At 71.6% G+C, this 18,512-nt stretch carries 14 protein-coding genes and 1 tRNA gene; 7 read left to right on the plus strand and 8 right to left on the minus strand.

From position 1 onward, the window contains the following. Window positions 1-315: 315 nt before the first annotated feature. Window positions 316-402, minus strand: a tRNA-Ser gene (locus ABZ855_RS00230). A 66-nt stretch (window positions 403-468) separates the two neighbouring features. Beyond that, window positions 469-1,947 (minus strand): trypsin-like peptidase domain-containing protein, encoded by a 1,479-nt coding sequence (locus ABZ855_RS00235; protein WP_360798426.1) that lies wholly within the window; start codon window positions 1,945-1,947, stop codon window positions 469-471. 287 nt (window positions 1,948-2,234) lie between these two features. Between ABZ855_RS00235 and ABZ855_RS00240 the strand changes: the two genes are divergently transcribed. The 3 genes from ABZ855_RS00240 (at window position 2,235) to ABZ855_RS00250 (ending at window position 4,995) form a co-directional block, all read left to right on the plus strand. Then, a complete protein-coding gene (locus tag ABZ855_RS00240; RefSeq protein WP_360798429.1) occupies window positions 2,235-3,044 on the plus strand; it encodes a glycerophosphodiester phosphodiesterase in 810 nt (269 codons plus the stop codon). 195 nt (window positions 3,045-3,239) lie between these two features. Next, window positions 3,240-3,878: an ATP-binding protein gene (locus ABZ855_RS00245; RefSeq protein ID WP_360798432.1), complete on the plus strand. Its 639-nt coding sequence runs from the start codon at window positions 3,240-3,242 to the stop codon at window positions 3,876-3,878. A gap of 151 nt (window positions 3,879-4,029) precedes the next feature. After that, window positions 4,030-4,995 carry a DUF5926 family protein gene (locus ABZ855_RS00250; protein WP_360798435.1) on the plus strand — a complete coding sequence of 322 codons (966 nt, stop codon included), beginning with the start codon at window positions 4,030-4,032 and terminating at the stop codon, window positions 4,993-4,995. Window positions 4,996-5,206: 211 nt separating this feature from the next. On the opposite strand, the gene ABZ855_RS00255 is transcribed toward ABZ855_RS00250, so the two are convergent. Together ABZ855_RS00255 and ABZ855_RS00260 are read right to left on the minus strand one after the other, a co-directional pair. Further along, window positions 5,207-5,797: a hypothetical protein gene (locus tag ABZ855_RS00255; protein ID WP_360798438.1), complete on the minus strand. Its 591-nt coding sequence runs from the start codon at window positions 5,795-5,797 to the stop codon at window positions 5,207-5,209. A 56-nt stretch (window positions 5,798-5,853) separates the two neighbouring features. Further along, complete coding sequence (locus ABZ855_RS00260; RefSeq protein WP_360798441.1) at window positions 5,854-6,528, minus strand: bifunctional DNA primase/polymerase; 675 nt, start codon at window positions 6,526-6,528, stop codon at window positions 5,854-5,856. Window positions 6,529-7,136: 608 nt separating this feature from the next. Between ABZ855_RS00260 and ABZ855_RS00265 the strand changes: the two genes are divergently transcribed. From ABZ855_RS00265 to ABZ855_RS00280, 4 genes are all read left to right on the plus strand, one after another. Next, complete coding sequence (locus ABZ855_RS00265) at window positions 7,137-8,552, plus strand: PP2C family protein-serine/threonine phosphatase (RefSeq protein ID WP_360798444.1); 1,416 nt, start codon at window positions 7,137-7,139, stop codon at window positions 8,550-8,552. A gap of 88 nt (window positions 8,553-8,640) precedes the next feature. Beyond that, a complete protein-coding gene (locus tag ABZ855_RS00270) occupies window positions 8,641-10,107 on the plus strand; it encodes an aminopeptidase P family protein (protein ID WP_360798447.1) in 1,467 nt (488 codons plus the stop codon). An 87-nt stretch (window positions 10,108-10,194) separates the two neighbouring features. Next, complete coding sequence (locus ABZ855_RS00275) at window positions 10,195-11,556, plus strand: PLP-dependent aminotransferase family protein (protein ID WP_360798450.1); 1,362 nt, start codon at window positions 10,195-10,197, stop codon at window positions 11,554-11,556. Window positions 11,557-11,680: 124 nt separating this feature from the next. Next, window positions 11,681-12,910: an MFS transporter gene (locus ABZ855_RS00280; RefSeq protein ID WP_360798453.1), complete on the plus strand. Its 1,230-nt coding sequence runs from the start codon at window positions 11,681-11,683 to the stop codon at window positions 12,908-12,910. Window positions 12,911-13,754: 844 nt separating this feature from the next. Here the strand turns inward: ABZ855_RS00280 and ABZ855_RS00285 are convergent. The 4 genes from ABZ855_RS00285 to ABZ855_RS00300 all read right to left on the minus strand — a co-directional run bounded on the left by ABZ855_RS00285 (window position 13,755) and on the right by ABZ855_RS00300 (window position 18,355). After that, entirely contained in the window at window positions 13,755-15,932 is a 2,178-nt protein-coding gene (locus ABZ855_RS00285; protein WP_360798456.1) for a permease, read from the minus strand. Window positions 15,933-16,141: 209 nt separating this feature from the next. Then, window positions 16,142-16,894, minus strand: a complete 753-nt coding sequence (locus ABZ855_RS00290) for an ABC transporter ATP-binding protein (RefSeq protein ID WP_360798459.1) — start codon at window positions 16,892-16,894, stop codon at window positions 16,142-16,144. A gap of 168 nt (window positions 16,895-17,062) precedes the next feature. Further along, window positions 17,063-17,410 carry a hypothetical protein gene (locus ABZ855_RS00295; RefSeq protein ID WP_319206298.1) on the minus strand — a complete coding sequence of 116 codons (348 nt, stop codon included), beginning with the start codon at window positions 17,408-17,410 and terminating at the stop codon, window positions 17,063-17,065. A 459-nt stretch (window positions 17,411-17,869) separates the two neighbouring features. Further along, window positions 17,870-18,355 carry an ATP-binding protein gene (locus ABZ855_RS00300; protein ID WP_360798463.1) on the minus strand — a complete coding sequence of 162 codons (486 nt, stop codon included), beginning with the start codon at window positions 18,353-18,355 and terminating at the stop codon, window positions 17,870-17,872. Window positions 18,356-18,512 lie beyond the last annotated feature (157 nt).

Raw genomic sequence — 18,512 nt, forward strand, 5'->3', positions numbered from 1 at the left:
CGTACTGCTCTTGTGGGCGATCACACTGACAGGCGCCCTGATTGGACTTGCGTTCGATCGAACCCTTCTCGGACGCCCCCCTCTCAGCCCCTTCGCATCTGCCCTCGCTATGACAGCAGTCGGCAGTTTCTTCGTCGCCATCGCCGGCGTCGTCGGGTTGCGTCGTAGACAACGGAAGCAGGGTGGCCGATGAAGGCGAAGCGGTTGCCGTACAGCGGCGAAGTACAGCAACCCCGCCCCGCCCCCAGTGCACATCGGGCGGCGCCCAGCACAACGGCCCCTGACCAATTTACCTGGTCAGGGGCCGTTCACCTGCGGTGGGTGTGGGATTTGAACCCACGGTGACATCGCTGCCACGACGGTTTTCAAGACCGTTCCCTTAGGCCGCTCGGGCAACCCACCTGGGGCGCGCCGGCGATCAGTTCGGCGCGGGGACCAGAGTAACGGGTCCCCGCGCGCGCGTGTGCGTCAGTTGTCGCCGACGCGGGAGCCCAGGGTCAGTTCGACCGTCTTTGACTTGCCGTCGCGTTCGTAGGTGATCTGGACCTTGTCGCCGGGCTTGTGCGTCCAGATCTCGCCGATCAGGGTCGGGCCGCTGTCGATCACGTGGTCGTCGAGCTTGGTGATGACGTCGCCGGGCTTCAGGCCGGCCGCGGCCGCCGGGCCGCCCGCCTCGACGGGGTCGGAGGCGTCCGCGGACTTCTGGCTGATCTGCGCGCCGCCGGTGCCCTCGGTCAGGGTGACCGAGGCGCCGATCTTCGCGTAGACCGGCTTGCCGGTCTTGATCAGCTGCTGGGCGACGTACTTCGCCTGGTTGATCGGGATGGCGAAGCCCAGGCCGATCGAGCCGGACTGGCCGGTGCCCAGGCCGCCGCTGCTGGAGGACTGGATCGCCGAGTTGATGCCGATGACGTTGCCCGCGGCGTCGAGCAGCGGGCCGCCGGAGTTGCCCGGGTTGATCGACGCGTCGGTCTGCAGGGCGCTCATGTACGACGCCTTGGTGTTGGCGCTGCCGTCGCTGGAGGCCACCGGACGGTTCTTGGCGCTGATGATGCCCGTGGTCACCGTGTTGGAGAGGCCGAAGGGGGCGCCGATCGCGATCGTCGAGTCGCCCACGGCCACCTTGTCGGAGTCGCCGAGGGTGAGCGGCTTGAGGTCCGACGGGGCGTTCTTGAGCTTGATGACCGCCACGTCGTAGCCCTGCGCGTGGCCGACGACCTCCGCGTCGTACTTCCTGCCGTCGGGGAAGGTCGCCGTCAGCTTGCCGCCGTCGACCGCGTCCGCGACGACGTGGTTGTTGGTGACGATGTGGCCCTGGGTGTCGAAGACGAACCCCGTGCCGGTGCCGCCCTCGCCGCTGGAGCTCTCGGCCTCGATGGTGACCGTGCTCGGCAGCGCCGAGGCGGCCACGCCCGCGACCGTGCCCGCGTCGCGCTTGAGGTCGCCGCCGGTCTGCTGCGCGGCGGAGACCGTCGTCGACGTGGAGTCGTCGTTGTCCTTGGCCAGTGTGTAGCCGAGGCCGCCGCCGAGGCCGCCCGCGACCAGCGCGGCCACGAGCACCGCGGCGAACAGCCCGCCGCGCCCGGACTTCGGCTTCGGCTGCTGGTCGTAGGAGGCGCCCCAGGGGGTGTTCGCGTCTCCGCCGCCTCCGCCGTCCATGTACGACGGCGTGGCCGGCGGCTGGGGCGGCGGCCAGGCGGCCGTACCAGATCCGGGAACGGCGTCATGGGCCGAACCGGGCGCTCCTGCCGACGCGTACGCCGGTACCTGGCCCGCGTGCGCCAGCTGCGGCTCCGGTGCGCCCGGGGTGCTCGGCGGCACCGGGGGGAGCGGAGTCGTCGGGGCCTCGTGCGCGGTGGCCTGCGGGGAGGCAGCAGGAGTTTCCACCGGCACGGGAGGTGCGGACGGGGCCGGGGGTACGGCAGTGCCCTCGTTCTCGGTGCTCACAGCTCTTTCTCCTCGATCCACGGCTGTCCTTCTCGGTCGCACTCGGTCGCGCCCGATCACAAGCGTGTACCCGTTTACACGGGTACGCGGTCGGTACGTTTCAGCCTGTGCGTGCCCTTGTTGTATGCCGTCAGCTTTTCCCACGGGCCGTCAGGGCACCATAAGCGGTGCCTGTGGGTCCGGGACCATCCTTTATATCTGACAAATCACACAACCATGAGTATCGGCCACGCGCGCGGGACACCCACGACGTCACAGCCGCCCTCCGACGGTGACACCATGACGCGGTGACCCACGCACGACAGCACCCGATCCAGGTCGTCGCCCACCGCGGAGCCTCCGAAGAGGCGCCCGAGCACACGCTGGCCGCCTACAAGAAGGCGATCGAGGCCGGCGCCGACGCTCTGGAGTGCGATGTACGGCTGACCGCCGACGGCCATCTCGTCTGTGTCCACGACCGTCGCGTCAACCGTACGTCGAACGGGCGCGGCGCGGTCTCGGCCCTGGAGCTCGCCGACCTCGCCGCCCTGGACTTCGGTTCCTGGAAGACCGGCGACGAGGCCCCGGACTGGGAGCACCGCCCGGAGGACCGCGAGGACACGTCCGTACTCACCCTGGAGCGGCTGCTCGAACTCGTGGCCGACGCCGGGCGGCCGGTGGAGCTGGCCATCGAGACCAAGCACCCCACGCGCTGGGCGGGCCAGGTCGAGGAGCGGCTGCTGTTCCTGCTCAAGCGGTTCGGCCTGGACAGCCCCGACTCGCCGGCCGATTCGCGGGTACGGGTCATGAGCTTCTCGGCGCGTTCGCTGCACCGCGTACGGGCGGCCTCGCCGACCCTGCCGACGGTCTATCTCAACCAGTTTCTCTCGCCCCGGCTGCGCGACGGACGGCTGCCCAGGGGCGTCGGGATCGCCGGCCCCTCGATCCGGATCGTGCGCAGTCACCCGGCGTACATCAAGCGGCTGAAACGCGCCGGTCACCAGGTGCACGTCTGGACCGTGAACGAACCCGAGGACGTCAGCCTCTGTGTCGACCTCGGTATCGACGCCATCATCACCAACCGGCCGGGCGCGGTTCTGCGGCAACTGGGCCGCTGACCAGCCGCGCTCTCCGAGCCCCGGCACGCCTTGCCCGCGAGCCTCTCTTACCCGACTCCGACCGCGGTTGTCTCCCGGCCTCTTGACCTGGCGGTCCGGGTGAGGAAACCTCCACTCTCGGCCATACCGTCGAAATCCGGCCACTCGATTACAGGGAGTGCACCGGCGCGTTCGGTCCGTATTCGATCATTGCGAGTGCGTCACCGAAGGCGGAAGGGACGGTTTCCGGTACAGGCCAATGGGGCATTCACACCGTGGCGTGGGGCAGAGGAGGTCTCGGGGGTGGCGTTGGTGGTGGCACAGGAGGTGCCCACGTCGTCGAGCATGGCCGTTCCCCATGGCCCTGCGGGCGTGGGTGAGGCAAGGCACCGGATGCGCGATCAGCTGCGCACGGGCGGTGTCGCGGAATCGGTCATCGACGACGCTGTGTTGATCCTGTCCGAACTCTTGAGCAATGCGTGCAAACACGGTCGGCCCCTGGGTGAGGCCCTGGCCGGTGACGGCGACGTCCGGGCCGCGTGGCGCCTCGACTCCGGCGGCAGACTCGTCGTGGAGGTGACGGACGGCGGCGGCCCGACCCGCCCGGCTCCGTCGACCCCCTCGGTCACGGCGCACGGCGGTCGCGGGCTGAACATCATCACGGCGCTGGCCAACGACTGGGGCGTCAGGGACGACACGCGCGGTGAGGTCACCGTGTGGGCCGTGGTCAACGACAACGGCCGCGACCCGGACGCGAGCCATCGGCGTACGGACTTCGCCACCCGCGTCACGGCCCGCTCGATGTCCGCGATACCCGAGCTGGACTTCGCCGACGCGTTCGACGACATGGACTGATGGACTGACAGAACCGGCAGATCCACTGAGGGAAGTCGACCGAACCCGGCAACTCCGGTGACGGGCGTTGTCCACAGGGTCCCGTCGGCCGTCGTACGAGCGGCTAGGCTCGCGCGGGTACGAGACGAGCCGTAACCGGGAGACACCCACGATGGCCAAGAAGCGACCCCAGACGAAGGCCTCGCGGCCGCAGCTCGCCACGGGAGAGATCCCGGTTGTGGGCGCCCGTGAGCCCTGCCCCTGCAACAGCGGGCGGCGCTACAAGGCGTGTCACGGCCGGGCCGCCGCGCACGCGGTGACCGAACTGGTGCACCGGCCCTTCGAGGGCCTGCCCGGCGAGGGCGACTGGGTGGCCCTGCGCGAGCTGGTCCCCGCCGCCACGGTGGAGCTGACCCTGAAGGACGGCCTCCCCGAGGGGGTTCCCTCCGTCACACTCGCGACGGTTCTGCCGATGGCCTGGCCCGCCCTGCGCCGCGACGACGGCTCGGTCCTGCTCGGCCTGCAGAACGACACCGCGTCCGGAGACATCAGCCGCGACCTCGCCGACACCCTGCAGCGCGCGCTCATCGCCGAGCCCGGCACACCCGTCCAGGGCCGCCGCGCCCCGGCCGAGGGCCCGCGACTGCAGGACCTCCTCGACCCCGAGGGCGCGTTCGAGCCAGTTGTGCACACGGGCTTCGAGTTCTGGGTCCCGGACGCGGAGAACGCCACCGCGGACGTCACCGCCTCCCTGGAGCGGGCGAACGACGCGGCCATCCCGACCGTGAAGCTGACGGGCGTCGACGCCGCGTACTGGTGCGAGACGCCCGACAAGAACCACCTGCGCTGGGTGATGCCGCACGGCGAGGAGCAGCTGCTCGACGCCCTCGCGCGCCTCCACGCGGCGGGCCGGTCCAGCCTGGGCGAGGGCACCCGGCTGGTGGGTTCCTTCCGCGCGCACGGCCTCACCGTCCCGGTCTGGGACCTGCCGACCGGCGTCACCGCGGACGACGTCGAGAAGCCGGCCGCCGAGTTCGCCGAGCGTCTTGCCACCGCCCTGGCCTCGGACGCCCCGCTCACTCCGGAGGAGCGCCGCGCCCGCGGCGGCCTGACCAACCGGCAGGTCACACTCAGCTGACGCACAGGTTCGACGCAAGGACTCCGAGACCCGTGACTCCGGTCACAACTCCCCTTGGGAACAGTGGAATTGGTGTCCGAATAGCCGAGATCGAATTTGCGAACCGCCGATCTCTTGTTAGCGTTGCAGTAGCCCGGTTGCTGGTGCATCCCCCGTCGCCAGCAACCGGGTCTTTCTGTGCCCGGACTTTCCGTACGAACGTGAGCCGCGCTCAACTCCCGTCCGGCGCACCGGAGTTGCTCCCCGACCGCAGCAGCAGCGGTCCCCGCCCGGCCGCTTCGGCGAACTCCGCGACCGCCGTGTACGCCTCCGGCTCGCCCGTCGTGCGTTCCCTGGGCGTCTCACACATCCCCGGCTCGTCCTCGGCGCCCACCGCGCACCGCAGCTGCACGGTGTGGGCCTCGGGCCCCATGAGGCTCAGCACGGCCGAGAGTCCGTGGCCGGTCACATTGCGGTAGTAGGTGCGCGCCCAGGTCTCCTCGCCCTGCGACAGGACACAGGTCTGCGCCTCGATGCCGTCGGGGGAGGTGACTTCGGGACCGCAGCGGGCGGCCGTGGCAAGTCCCAGGCCCAGCAGCGAGGAATCGGTGGGCTCACCGGCATCGGCGGAGGGATCGACGGGTGGATCGGCGGCTTCTCGCGCCTTGGCGTCCCCAGGGCCCTCCCGGGGGTCTTCGTCCGGCGTCAGGGAGAGGAGGGCGTCGCGGTCCGCGTCGCCCACGGGCCCCGCGGACGCCACGGCCAGCGGCAGCGCGACCGTGAGCGCCACGACGCCCGAGAGCGCGAGCAGACGGAGGTTCATGGAGGTGAAGATAACGACAGGGGACGGGCGCCCGGTTGCCCGCGCGCCCGACACCCCTACAACTCGGGCGCGCTCACACCCGTACGAGTGAGAGCTTCGACCACGGCGTCCACCACGGCCTCGACATCGGGTACCCAGGGCGAGGCCGAGCCGGGCAGCGGTGCGCGCTCCCAGCGGATCTGGCCCTGGCCGGTCTCGGACGGGGGCAGCGCGATGTAGCCGCCCTCGCTGTGGAAGCGGAGGGAACCGGGCACGAAGTCCTTCGCGTACAGCAGTTCGCCCAGCTGTTCCATCGTGTACGGCTTCACGAGCAGCGACCAGCGGGTGGGAGCCGCGACGACGGGACCCAGGCGCATGCCCTTGCGGTCCAGGGCGTCGAGCGCGCGGGCCGCGGCCGGGGCCGGCAGGCTGACCGCGCAGGGGGCCGTGCCGCCGGTGGCGAGGATGATGGGGGCCGTCGGCCGGTTGGTCCACCACCAGCGCACCATGCGCTCGTCGGTGGTGGCCGCGAGCAGACCGGGGTCGAACGGGTGAGCGCCGGGAACCGTGCACTCCGGATCGGGGCAGCCGCAGCGGGCGCGCCCCTGTGGATCCGGTGCCACGCCCGGGAGTACGGGCCACTGCCATTCGGTCGCGAACGTCAGAGCCGCGCCGAGCACCTCAGGCCTCCCGCCGTCACGCCGGGACAGGAGCCTGCGTCGCCTTCCGAGCCTTCCGAGGATCTCGCGCATGAGCGCTCGTTCCTTTCCGTTGCACGCCTGGCAACACCGTGGGCCACATCACATCATGTGTAGATCACTTCACTGTGCGTACCTTCTGGCGCTCCCACCCCGTGGGAGGCAAGGGGCAGCCCCCCTGTGCGCCGAGCGCCGAGCATTGGCTGTGTCCGCGTCCATACTGCGTTCATCCAAAGCATGGGCATGGCGCGGGGTGGCGGAGTCTGGCGTTTTGCCGTCCCGCTGTTTCTCTCCGCCTCCACCAAGGGAGGATGGGGCACGGTCGTCGGTGGTTAAGACGCCCGGGTCCGTCGCCAGGTTCCGGGCGGTCGCTCAACCACCCCTGGCCTTCACCGAGTACGTACCCATCAAGACCGCTGTGACGCTCTGTCGAACCAGGCCAGTCGACCTCAATAACCCGCTACCCGAGTCAGTTTTAGGCCAACTTCGGCTTTTCGCAAGGGGACCCCGGGAAACCCACGGACACCAGGAATCCCGGCAGGACAATGCTGGACATCCCCTCACGAGTGCGTGTACATGTGGAGACACTGCTAGCGACGCAGAATCACATGGGGGTTTGCGATGCTATTGAGCAATAAGCGCCGGTCGGAAGGCCGGACGCCATGAACGCCCCTCACCTCCCGAAAGTGGCTGGAATCGATTCAACGGTTCCCTCGCCCGCCCACACTGTCGCGCCTGCGCCCGTTTCCCCGGGTGCACCTGCGGACACAACCGCGCTGACCTGCCCGAACGGCCCCGGCGCTCTCCTCCAGGACCGCCTCGCCGGCTGGGTGTCCGACCTCACAACGCTGCATGAACTCACCGAGCGGCTCGCGCGCACGGCGACACTCGCCGACGCCCTCCAGGAACTGCTGCGCGCCGGAGCCGCCCTCGTGGGCGCCCGGCGCGGCCTCCTCGTCCTGGAGCCGGACGACAGCCTCGGCCCCGACACCACCATTGGCCTGGGACTTGCCCGCGCCGACCTCGGTCACATCGAGACGATCCCGCGCGGCGCGATGCCCTACGGACAGCTCCTCGACACGGCCGCCGGGCTGCCCGGAGGCGAGAGCGAAATCACACACCCGGACCTTCTCGCCGAGGACGCTCTGGACCCCCGTCACCGCGAGGTGGCCGCCCGCCTCGGCTACGCGGCGAGCTACGCGCTCCCCCTGTCCACCGAGTCCGCAGGCCGCCTCGGCGCGGCCGTCTGGCTGTACGACGAGCCCGCGGAGCCGGTCGAGCGGCAGCGCCACCTTGTCGGCCTGTACGCGCGGTACGCGACCGAGCACCTGGCCCGGCTGGTCGAGGTGGAGCGCACGCGCGCGTGCGTGGAGACGATCTCCGCGGAGCTGCTGCCCGCCCGCCTGCCCCGGACGGCAGGTGTCCAGCTCGCCGCCCGGCACCGCACCGGCCCGCGCGGCGGCGGCGACTGGTACGACGCGCTGCCGCTCCCGGACGCCGCCCTCGGCCTGGCCGTGGGCGCGGTGACCGGCTCGGGGCCCAGCGCGATCGCCGCGATGGGCCGGCTGCGGGCCTCCCTGCGCGCGTACGCCGTGATGGAGGGCGAGGACCCGGTGGCGGTCCTGTCCGACCTGGAACTGCTTCTGCGGCTCACCGAGCCCGCGCGCTGCGCCACCGCCCTGTTCGCTTACTGCGAGCCCGCGCTGCGCAAGGTCACGCTGGCCGGCGCCGGGCACTGCCCGCCCCTGGTGATCGGCGAGCGGCGCACGGAGTTCGTGGAGACCACCGTGTCGGCACCGCTCGGGATGCTCGCCTGCTGGGAGGCGCCCAGCGTGGAGTTCCGGACCGAGCCCGGAGAGACGGTTCTGCTCTACACCGACGGGCTGCTGCACCGCACCGGCGACCCCGTGGACCGGGCCTTCTCCCGGCTGCACGCGGCGGCGGCGAGCGTACCCAGGCAGCTGCGGGACGACCCGGGCGCGATCGCCGACCACGTCCTGCGGAACATGCTGCCGGACGAGCTGGACGCGTCGGACGGTCAGGAGGACGTCGTCCTGCTGTCGGCGCGGTTCGAGTGAACGGCCGGTCGTCTCCTCACTCCTCCGGGCCCCGTTCCGTACGACCGTACGATGGACGGGGTCCAGTGCCGTATCTAGGAGGATGACCGTGGCGGACGAGCTCAATCCGGTGACCCCGGAGACTGAGACCGAGCCCGAAGAGCCCATCAAGCAGCGGAAGAACGGCCTGTACCCGGGCGTCTCCGACGAGCTTGCCGAGAGCATGAAGTCCGGCTGGGCCGACACCGAGCTGACGGGCCTCGAGCCCATCGCGCAGGCCGGGCAGACCGCCGCCCGCCGCGCCGCGCTCTCCGCGCGCTTCCCGGGCGAGCGCCTGGTGATCCCCGCGGGCAATCTGAAGACGCGTTCGAACGACACGGAGTACCCGTTCCGGGCCTCGGTCGAGTACGCGTATCTGACCGGCAACCAGACGGAGGACGGCGTCCTCGTCCTGGAGCCGACACCCGAGGGCCACAAGGAGACGATCTATCTCCTTCCTCGCTCCGACCGCGAGAACGGCGAGTTCTGGCTCTCGGGGCAGGGCGAGCTGTGGGTCGGCCGCCGTCACTCACTCGCCGAAGCCGAACAGGTGTACGGCATTCCCGCCTCGGACGTCCGCGAACTGGCCGCCGCACTGACGGAGGCCACCGGACCGGTCCGGGTCGTACGCGGGTTCGACGCCGGTATCGAGGCAGCGCTGACCGACAAGGTCACCGCCGAGCGCGACGAGGAACTGCGCGTGTTCCTCTCCGAGGCGCGGCTGGTCAAGGACGAGTTCGAGATCGGTGAGCTGCAGAAGGCCGTCGACTCGACCGTGCGCGGCTTCGAGGACGTGGTGAAGGTCCTCGACAAGGCCGAGGCGACCAGCGAGCGGTACATCGAGGGGACGTTCTTCCTCCGCGCGCGCGTGGAGGGCAACGACGTCGGCTACGGCTCCATCTGCGCCGCCGGCCCGCACGCCTGCACGCTGCACTGGGTGCGCAACGACGGGGCCGTGCGCTCCGGTGAGCTGCTGCTGCTGGACGCGGGCGTCGAGACGCACACGTACTACACGGCCGACGTCACGCGCACGCTGCCGATCAACGGCACGTACTCCGAGATCCAGAAGAAGATCTACGACGCGGTGTACGACGCCCAGGAGGCGGGCATCGCGGCCGTCGTGCCCGGGGGCAAGTACCGGGACTTCCACGATGCGGCGCAGCGGGTGCTGGCCGAGCGGATCGTGGAGTGGGGGCTTGTCGAGGGGCCCGTGGAGCGGGTGCTGGAGCTGGGCTTGCAGCGGAGGTGGACGCTGCATGGCACCGGGCACATGCTCGGTATGGACGTTCACGACTGTGCGGCGGCGCGGGTTGAGTCGTATGTGGACGGGACGTTGGAGCCGGGGATGGTGCTGACGGTCGAGCCCGGGCTGTACTTCCAGGCCGATGATCTGACTGTGCCTGTGGAGTATCGGGGTATCGGGGTGCGGATCGAGGACGACATTCTCGTGACCGAGGGTGGGAATCGGAATCTGTCGGCTGGGCTTCCTCGTCGCTCGGACGAAGTCGAGGCGTGGATGGCGCGTCTCAAGGGTTGAGTTTCGTCTGCGGGTGAGTCGTGGCTGGTCGCGCCCACGCGGCGGTAGCCGCAGATTCAGACACAGCCCCGCGCCCTAGGGATCGGTGTGGACCTGCATCTCGAGTTCGCCGCTGGTGAAGGGCGCCGTGACGGGCTCGAGCGTGCTCTGAGGGATGCCGTGCGGGACGGGCGGCTGGCGCCCGGGGTTTCGTTGCCCGCCACCCGGCGGCTCGCCGAGGAGTTGGGGGTCTCGCGGGGGACCGTGAAGGCGGCCTATGACCAGTTGGTCGCCGAGGGGTACCTCACGGCTCGGCAAGGGGCCGGTACGCAGGTCGCCGCGCTGCCCTCGGTGGACGCGGAGCCGCCGGGGGCACACGCACGCGCGCGTGTGCCCCGGTTCGATCTGCGGCCCGGCAGTCCGGACGTGGGGACGTTCCCGGCGGACGCCTGGCTGCGGGCGTTGCGCCGGGCCGTCGCGACGGCGCCCTCCGCGGCGTACGACTACGGCGATCCGCGCGGCCGGATCGAGCTGCGGACGGCGCTGTCGGACTATCTGGGACGGGCCCGCGGCGTGCTCGCGCCGCCCGAGCGGATCGTGATCACCTCCGGGTATGTGCAAGCGCTTTCGCTCGTCACGCGCGTGCTGGACGGCGCCTCGATCGCCATGGAGGACCCGGGGCTGCCCTTCCACCGGGAGGTCGTCCGGCGGGCCGGCGGACAGGTGGTGCCGGTGGGGGTCGACGAACGGGGCGCCCGCGTCGAGGAGTTGTCGGACCGCCACGAGGTCTCGGCGGTCGTCGTCACGCCCGCCCATCAGTACCCGATCGGGGTGACCCTGCACCCGGAGAGGCGTAGGGCGCTCACCGACTGGGCACGCGCGCGTGACGGGCTGATCGTCGAGGACGACTACGACGGGGAGTTCCGGTACGACCGACAGCCCGTCGGCGCTCTTCAGGGCATGGCTCCGGGACAGGTCGTCTATGTAGGCACCGCCTCCAAGACGCTCGGGCCCGCCCTGCGCCTCGGCTGGATGGTGCTGCCGCCCCACCTCGTCGACGCGGTCGCCGACGCCAAGCTGCACAGCGACTTCCACACCGAGACCATCGGTCAGCTGGCCCTTGCGGAACTGATCACCAGCCATGCGTACGACCGTCACGTGCGCGCGTGCCGCCTGCGTTACCGGCGCCGCCGGGACCGGCTCGTCGAGCTGCTCGGCGCGCGGCGCACCGTACGCGGGATCGCGGCGGGGCTGCACGCCCTGGTGGAGGTGTCCGACGAGGCGGAGATCCTGGCACGGGCCGGGGAGGCCGGGCTCGCGGTCGGGCATCTCGGGGAGCACTGGCACGAGCCGGGCGTGGCGGCGCCGGCCGGGCGGACGCAGGGGCTGGTCGTGGGGTACGGGACGCCTCGGGAGCCGGTGTTCGAGGAGGCGCTGGCGGTGCTCGGGCGGGTTCTCGAGGGGCGTTGAGGGGTGAGGGCCGCTGAGGGGTGAGGGCCACTGAGGGGTGGGGCCCAGGCGGCGGAATTGGGCCACTGAAAGGCACGACTATTGGGCCTGCCCATCGGTCCACCCGGGTCCTAACGTCGTCTGTATGACCAACAACCTCGTCCCGCCCGCAGGTCCGCAGCGTGTGCTCGCCCTGGCCCAGCTGACCAACTCGGTCGGTGACGGGGCGTACTACGTCACCTCCGCCCTCTACTTCACCCACGTCGTGGGGCTCGCCCCCGCGCGCGTGGGGCTCGGCCTGACGCTCGCCTGGGCGATCGGCTCGCTGGTCGGGGTGCCGCTCGGGCGGCTCGCCGACCGGCGCGGGGCGCGCGGGACCGCCGTACTGCTGGCCCTCGCCACGGGGACCGCGGTGGCGTCCTTCCTCGTCGTGCGGGGGTTCGTGCCGTTCGTCATCGCGGCCTGTGCCTACGCGTCCGCGCAGTCGGGGCTCGCGGCGGCCCGGCAGGCGCTGCTCGCGGGGCTGGTGTCCGCCGGAGACAGGACGCGGCTGCTCGCCCACCTCCAGTCGACGCTGAACGCCGGTCTCGCGGTGGGTGCCGGGCTCGGCGGGCTCGCGCTGAACGCGGGGACGCGGGCGGCGTATCTCGGGGTGTTCGCGCTGGACGCGGTGAGTTTCCTGGTGTGCGCGGGGCTGCTGCTGCGGCTGCCGTCGGTGGCGCCGGTCGCCTCGGCGAAGTCGCACGGGCTCGGCGTCCTGCGCGACCGGCCGTACGTCGTCGTGACGCTGCTGAACACCGTGCTGTTGCTGCGCATGCCGTTGCTGAGCCTCGGCATCCCGCTGTGGATCACCGAGCGGACGGACGCTCCGGCCTGGGTGGTGTCCGCGCTGTTCGTGCTCAACACCGGGGCGGTGATGGTGTTCCAGGTGCGGATGGCACGTGGGGTGAGCGGCATCTCGTCGGCCACGCGCGCGGTACGGCGCTCCGGGTGGGTCATGCTCGCGGCGTGCGCGGTGTTCGCCCTGTCGGCGGGACTGAGCCCCTGGGTCGCCGTCGGTGTCCTGGTGGCCGGAGCGGTGCTTCAGGTCGTCGCCGAGATGGGGCAGTCGGCGGGGTCCTGGCAGCTGTCCTTTGAACTGGCCCCGGCCGACCGGGTCGGCGAGTACCAGGGCTTCTTCGGAACGGGCGTGACCGTGGCCCGTACCGCCGGCCCCCTGGTCCTCACCACGCTGCTGGTGGGCTGGGGAACGCCGGGGTGGCTACTGCTGGGCGGGGCCACACTGATCGCGTCGTACGCGATGGGCCCGGCGACACGGAGGGCTGCCGCCGGCCGGGTGGAGGCGGCTGCGAGGCAGCCGGCGACGGTGGGCTGACCGGCCGGAAGGCCGGAAGGCCGGAAGGCCGGAAGGCCGGAAGGCCGGAAGGCCGGAAGGCCGGAAGGCCGGAAGGCCGGAAGGCCGGAAGGCCGGAAGGACGCCAACGGCGGAAGGCCGGAAGGACGCCAACGGCGGAAGGCCGGAAGGACGCCAACGGCGGAAGGGCGCCAACGGCTGGCGCCGCCGCTCGTAGGTGATGGGGCCGGCCGCACGCCGAGCTGGCGCGCGCCCGCCGCGCGCGGCTGCCAGGCAGCCCCTGTCAGTGAGCTGACCGGCAGGGCAGCCGGGCGGGCAGGAAGCGGGCGCCCCCGAACGGTCGGCACTGCACTCATCCGCGATGCGACCGGCCGCACAACAACCCCCGCCGACCCGGCGGACGCCGCCGCCAGGCAGCCCGTGTCGGTCCTGACCGGCAGGGCATCACCGGCGTCCGGGAAAAGGGCGCCGCGAACGGCCGGCGCCGCCGCTCATACGCGATGGGCCCCCGCACGAAGAGTTCGCCCCCAGCCCAGTGGACGCGGCTGCCAGGCAACCCGTGCCGGTCCGCAGGCCAGCAGGGCATCCGGGAAGCAGGGGCCCCTGAACGGCCGACGCCGGCGCCTACCCGCGATGGGACCCGCCGCAGGGAGAGCCCGGTGACGCCGCTGCCAGGCAGCCGTGCCGGTCTGCTGACCGGCAGGGCGGCCGGACGCACGCACACAGGCGGCGGTGCCGCGCGGGCTCCACGCGCGCGTGTGCGGAGGCTGTCGTCGAGAGGTGCCGGCGCGCCGGCTGGCCGTGGCACCGACGCGACCCGGGTCAGGGTTCCCGGTAGGGCGAGCGGGCACAGGTGTGAGAGGTGTCAGTCGGCTGTCGGGTGCCAGCGGGTCGCGGCTCGGCTTGCCGTCCGGCCGGCCAGGGCGCCGATCAGCGCGGACAGCAGCGCGCAGACGGCCACCGCGGACCAGAACACCGCCCACGAGACGGTTCCGCTCTCCTCCGTGGCGGTGAAGAACAGCGACTGCCAGGCGGTGACGACGGCCGCGACGACGGTGGCGATCAGCAGCGGGACCGTCAGATGCCAGAAGGCGACCGACCGGTGGATCCGGTCGCTGCCGGTCAGGACTGCCAGCGGCGCCAGCGCCGACCGCACCCGGACGAACTCCGCCGCCGCGCCGAGACTGCCCGTCAGCAGCAGGAGGGCGAGGCCCGTGGAGCCGAACAGCAGGACCCAGTTGCCCAGCCGGGCCTTGTCGGCGGCGCCGACGGTCCAGTTCTCCCCCAGGGTCTCCACGGTGATGCCGGGCACGCGCGCGTACGCCGCCTGCTCCACCGCCGCCTGGAGCCCGGGCTCCGGATCCTCGGTGACGACGAGAAGCGTGCCCTGGAAGGCGTCCGGGCCGAGCTTCGCGGGATCGGCGACCTGGGCGTGCGGGTTGCGGCCGAACCAGTTGGCGATCTCCGCGACCCGCGGATCGACGGCGCGTACCGCCTCCGGTGCCGCTGGGCAGGGGAGGGCGAGTGAGCGCAGGGTGGCGCAGGAGCCCTGGATGAGCACCGACTCGGTCCGCTGGTCGGTCTGGAGGGAGACGAGGTGCGAGTTCGCCGGAAGCGCGCGGGCGAGGCCCTCGATCGCGGGGGGCGTGAGATACCGGCTCTGGACACTGAGCACGCCCGCGCCGACACGCGCCTGGGACACCTGCGCCGCCGCGGCCTGGTCACCGAGTCGGCTGTTGCCCGCCTCGAGCTGGCAGACCAGCCCCAGACCGATGATCATGGCCGCCGAGATCCGGACCACGACACCGGGGTGCGCGGCCGTCCAGCGTCCGCCGATCAGCTGTCCGGCGCGGCCCGCGCGAAACCCTCGTACGGCGAACTTCTCGCCCAGGGCGCGGCTCGCCACGGCGGCCACGGAGGGCAGCATGACCCACATCAGGACGGTGCCGACCGTGAAGACGGTGACATCGGCGGGCTCGCCCGCGTACTGACTGAGCGCGATGGCGGCGACGCCCACCCCGCATCCGACGAGCCGCCATCGCGGCACCCGTGACGAGAACGAACGGGGCCGGGTGGCGGTTCCGTCCCGGCCCACCCGGTGCAGCAGGATCACGGCGAGCAGACAGCCGACGAAGGACAGCAGCAGCGCGAGCGCGAACCCGGGCCAGGCCGTGCGCAGGTCGCCGCTGTCGAGGAGGTAGCCGGTCGGGGGCAGTCGTACGTCGGTGAGGAGGGCCGGCAGCAGCACCAGCCCCGCCAGGGCCGTGCCGGCCGCAAGCGGCAGCGCCGCCTCGCCGATGTCGACGAGTGCCCGGTGCCGCCAGGTCCCTCCGAGCGCCTGGAGCAGTCCGGCGCGCCGGTCCCGGGTACGTGAGCCGACCCGCGCGGCGACGACGAGCAGCGCGAGTGCCGGTACGCCGGTCAGCGCGCCCAGGGGGCGCAGTACATCGGCGAGAGTGCGGCCGTTGAGGGTCTCGCCCATCGGGTAGCTCTGCCCGAACCCGCTGACGGGCCACCAGGAGTCGCTTCCCTCACCGGGCTGGTTCTGCCTCACCCCGACGTAGGCCAGCCGCTCCGAGGGGGAGACGAGGCCGGACTTGGCGATCGTGCCCGCGAAGCGGCCGTACCGGGTGCTGATCCCCTCGTCCTGGCCGTCGCGGAGCAGCTCAGGGGAGAGCATCGCCTCGCCGGGGGCCGGCCAGCGGGACAGGCCCGGCGGGGGCGGGGCGTCGGCCTTGAGCCGCTCGACGTAGATCACGCTGTGCTGGACCTCGCCGACGACGTCGAACGCCTCGCGCCACAGCGCCACGGCGTGCTGCCGGTCGGAGAGCAGGGGGCCGCGCGCGGTGTTCCGCGCGTCGCGGCCGTCGTGGGTGGCGACGGCGGCGACGACCGCCAGCGCGACGACGGCGACGGCCAGGGCGGCGGCGCACAGCGACCAGAAGCGCAGCCGGTCACCGGGGGTGCCGCGGCCTGCAGCGAACCCCATCCGGACGAGTTGGAGGGAGAGCCGCCGCCCGCCGGTCCGGCCCGAAGTCGTCACGGGTGTCACGGGTGTCACAGGCGTCACGGGCGTCATGGGGGTCGCGGGTGTCACGGGGGTCCCAGCGCTCGCGGGGCTCGTGCGAGTTGTGCGGGTTGCGGGAGTCGTGGAGGCGGGTTGCGCATGAATATGCGACTGCGACGGGGTTTGCTCCTGCTCAGGGATTTCGGTGATTTCGGTGCCGGGTACGGAGTTCCGCGCGTCCGTGCTCACGCGCCCACCCCGGTTTCCCGCAGTCGGCCGGACTCCAGGCGCAGGGTGCGGTCGGCGCGGGCGGCCACCGAGAGGTCGTGGGTGACGACGAGCAGGGCGCAGCCCCGGTCGCGGGAGACCTCGAACAGCAGGTCGGCCACGGTCTCCCGGGCCTGCGGATCGAGGGCGCCGGTCGGCTCGTCGGCGAGCAGGACGTCCGGGTCCGTGATCAGGGCCCTGGCGACAGCGGCGCGTTGACGTTCGCCGCCGGAGAGCATGCCGGTCGGCGAACCGTCGTGCGCTACGCCGAGTTCGGCCAGGAGTTCGGCGGCGCGCCGGTACGCGGCCCGGTGGTCGCCGCCGTCCAGGAGGACGGGCAGTGCCACGTTCTCCACCGGGGTGAGTTCGGGCAGCAGTTCGCCGAACTGGAAGACGACACCCAGATGTTGCCGTCGCAGCCGCGCCAACTCCCGCGCCGACAGCCCGGTCAGCTTCCGGCCGTTGACGGTCACCGTGCCCTCGTCCGGTGCGATCAGGCCCAGTACGCAGGTCAGCAGCGTGGACTTGCCGGAGCCGCTCGGTCCGGTGATCGCGACCGAGCGGCCGGGGCCGACCTCGAGGTCGACGCCGTCCAGCAGGACGCGGTCCCCGAGCCGGTGGCGCAGGCCCTCCACCCGCAGCCCGGCGCCGGTTCTCGCGGTGTCGCCGGTTCTCGCGGTGTCGCCGGTGCTGGTCGGGGCTCCGGCTGCCACCGTGGATCGCTCGTTCATGCCCATACACCTTCGTTCCCCCGTGCCGATGGTCGGTCGGCTCGGCACTTCGATGCCTCGATGCGCGATGCCTCAATGCGCGGTGCCTCAATGCGCGGTGCGCGAAATCGCGAACCGCCGGGCCGGCCGCGGAACGGCCGGCCCGGCGGGCGGAACCCGGGTCAGTGGTTACGGAGCGACCCAGCCGGAGCAGTCGTCCGAGCTGCCGGAACCGTTCTCGTCGCAGGCCTTGAACTTGATGATGGACGAGCCGTCGCCCGAGACAGCGGTCGTCCGGGGACCGCTGTGGTTCCAGAGGGTGCGCTTGGTGCCCGCGCTGTCGTGGCGGTAGTACTCCGCCTTGCCCGGGTCGCCGTCGTTGCTGCCGTCGTAGACGGAGATCTTGCCGGCGTCGCCGTTGTACGGGGCGGTGGCGGTCACGCCGCCGCCGGTGACACTCCGGGCCACAGCGGTGGTGGTCGGAAGCGCGATGCTGGTGGCGAGGAGTGCCACAGCGACGACCTTCATTCGGTTCATTCTTTTTCCCCCTTGCGTCCGACGGCCGGTCATTGCCGTCAACTGACTTGCTAACCGCCGGAGTTGGGACGCGAAACGGCGCCTGTACCGCGGCCCGACCGGCGGCCCCAACCATCACACAGGCACCACACGGCCCGACAGGTACTTGATTCCGCACGGAACAGAACCGGGCAACCTGTCAAAGGGTTCGTCCGGCGAGTCCGCGCTCGGCATGATCGGGGAGGGCCGGGCAAGAGTCGCAGACAAGCGGAACTCGCGGTCCGCAGGGACGCTCTTGGTGATCACGGTCGCCGCCCGCCCGGCCGATTCGAAACGGAATCGAATGCGCCGCCAGCTCACGATTGCGAACACCCGGAGGGTTCGCGGTCGCGAGCAACGTATGACTACCGGCCGGGAATGACCGAAAACCGTCGGCGCGGTGAACCGCGTCCGGCCGAACGCGACAAGTACTCGCCCACGTCACACCGCCATCAGCGGGGCGCCCTTCTGCCACTTGAGCATCTTGTCGAAACTGACCACCGCACCGCCCCGGCCCGGCTTGTTGCCGATGGTGACGTGATCGGCGAGTTCCTCGATCAGCGACAGACCCCGGCCGCTCTCGGCGTCGTAGGGGACCGCGGCCACCGGCACCGGTCGGCGCGGAGCCTCCGCGACCGCGGACCCGGCCGGACCGGCGGGAAAGCCGGGACCCGAGTCGGTGACCTCGATGCGGCACTTCTCCCCGTCGAGGTACGCGGTGACGCGATAGGCCCCGCAGGAGTCGCCGTGTCCGGTGTCCCCGCCGTGTTCGACAGCGTTCGCACAGGCCTCGCTGAGCGCGACGGAGAGGTCGTAGGAGATGTCGGGGTCGACGCCCGCAGTCTCCATGGTGCCCAGCAACAGGCGTCTGGCGAGCGGGACGCTCGCAGCCTCTCGCCGAAGATGGAGTGACCACCAGATGCTCATGCTCCAGCCTCCAGGCCGCGGCTCGACATACCTGTACGTATTGCCGCGAGTGGCGGTGTGTAAGCACGTAGTTGACGTGATGCCGCCCATAAGGGGGATGCGCCGAGAGCCCCAATCGGTGTATGTAGTGCATCAACTGGCAGAAGCGACCTTCCGG

The sequence above is a fragment of the Streptomyces sp. NPDC047042 genome (assembly GCF_040644035.1).
In the GTDB taxonomy this organism is placed as follows: domain Bacteria; phylum Actinomycetota; class Actinomycetes; order Streptomycetales; family Streptomycetaceae; genus Streptomyces.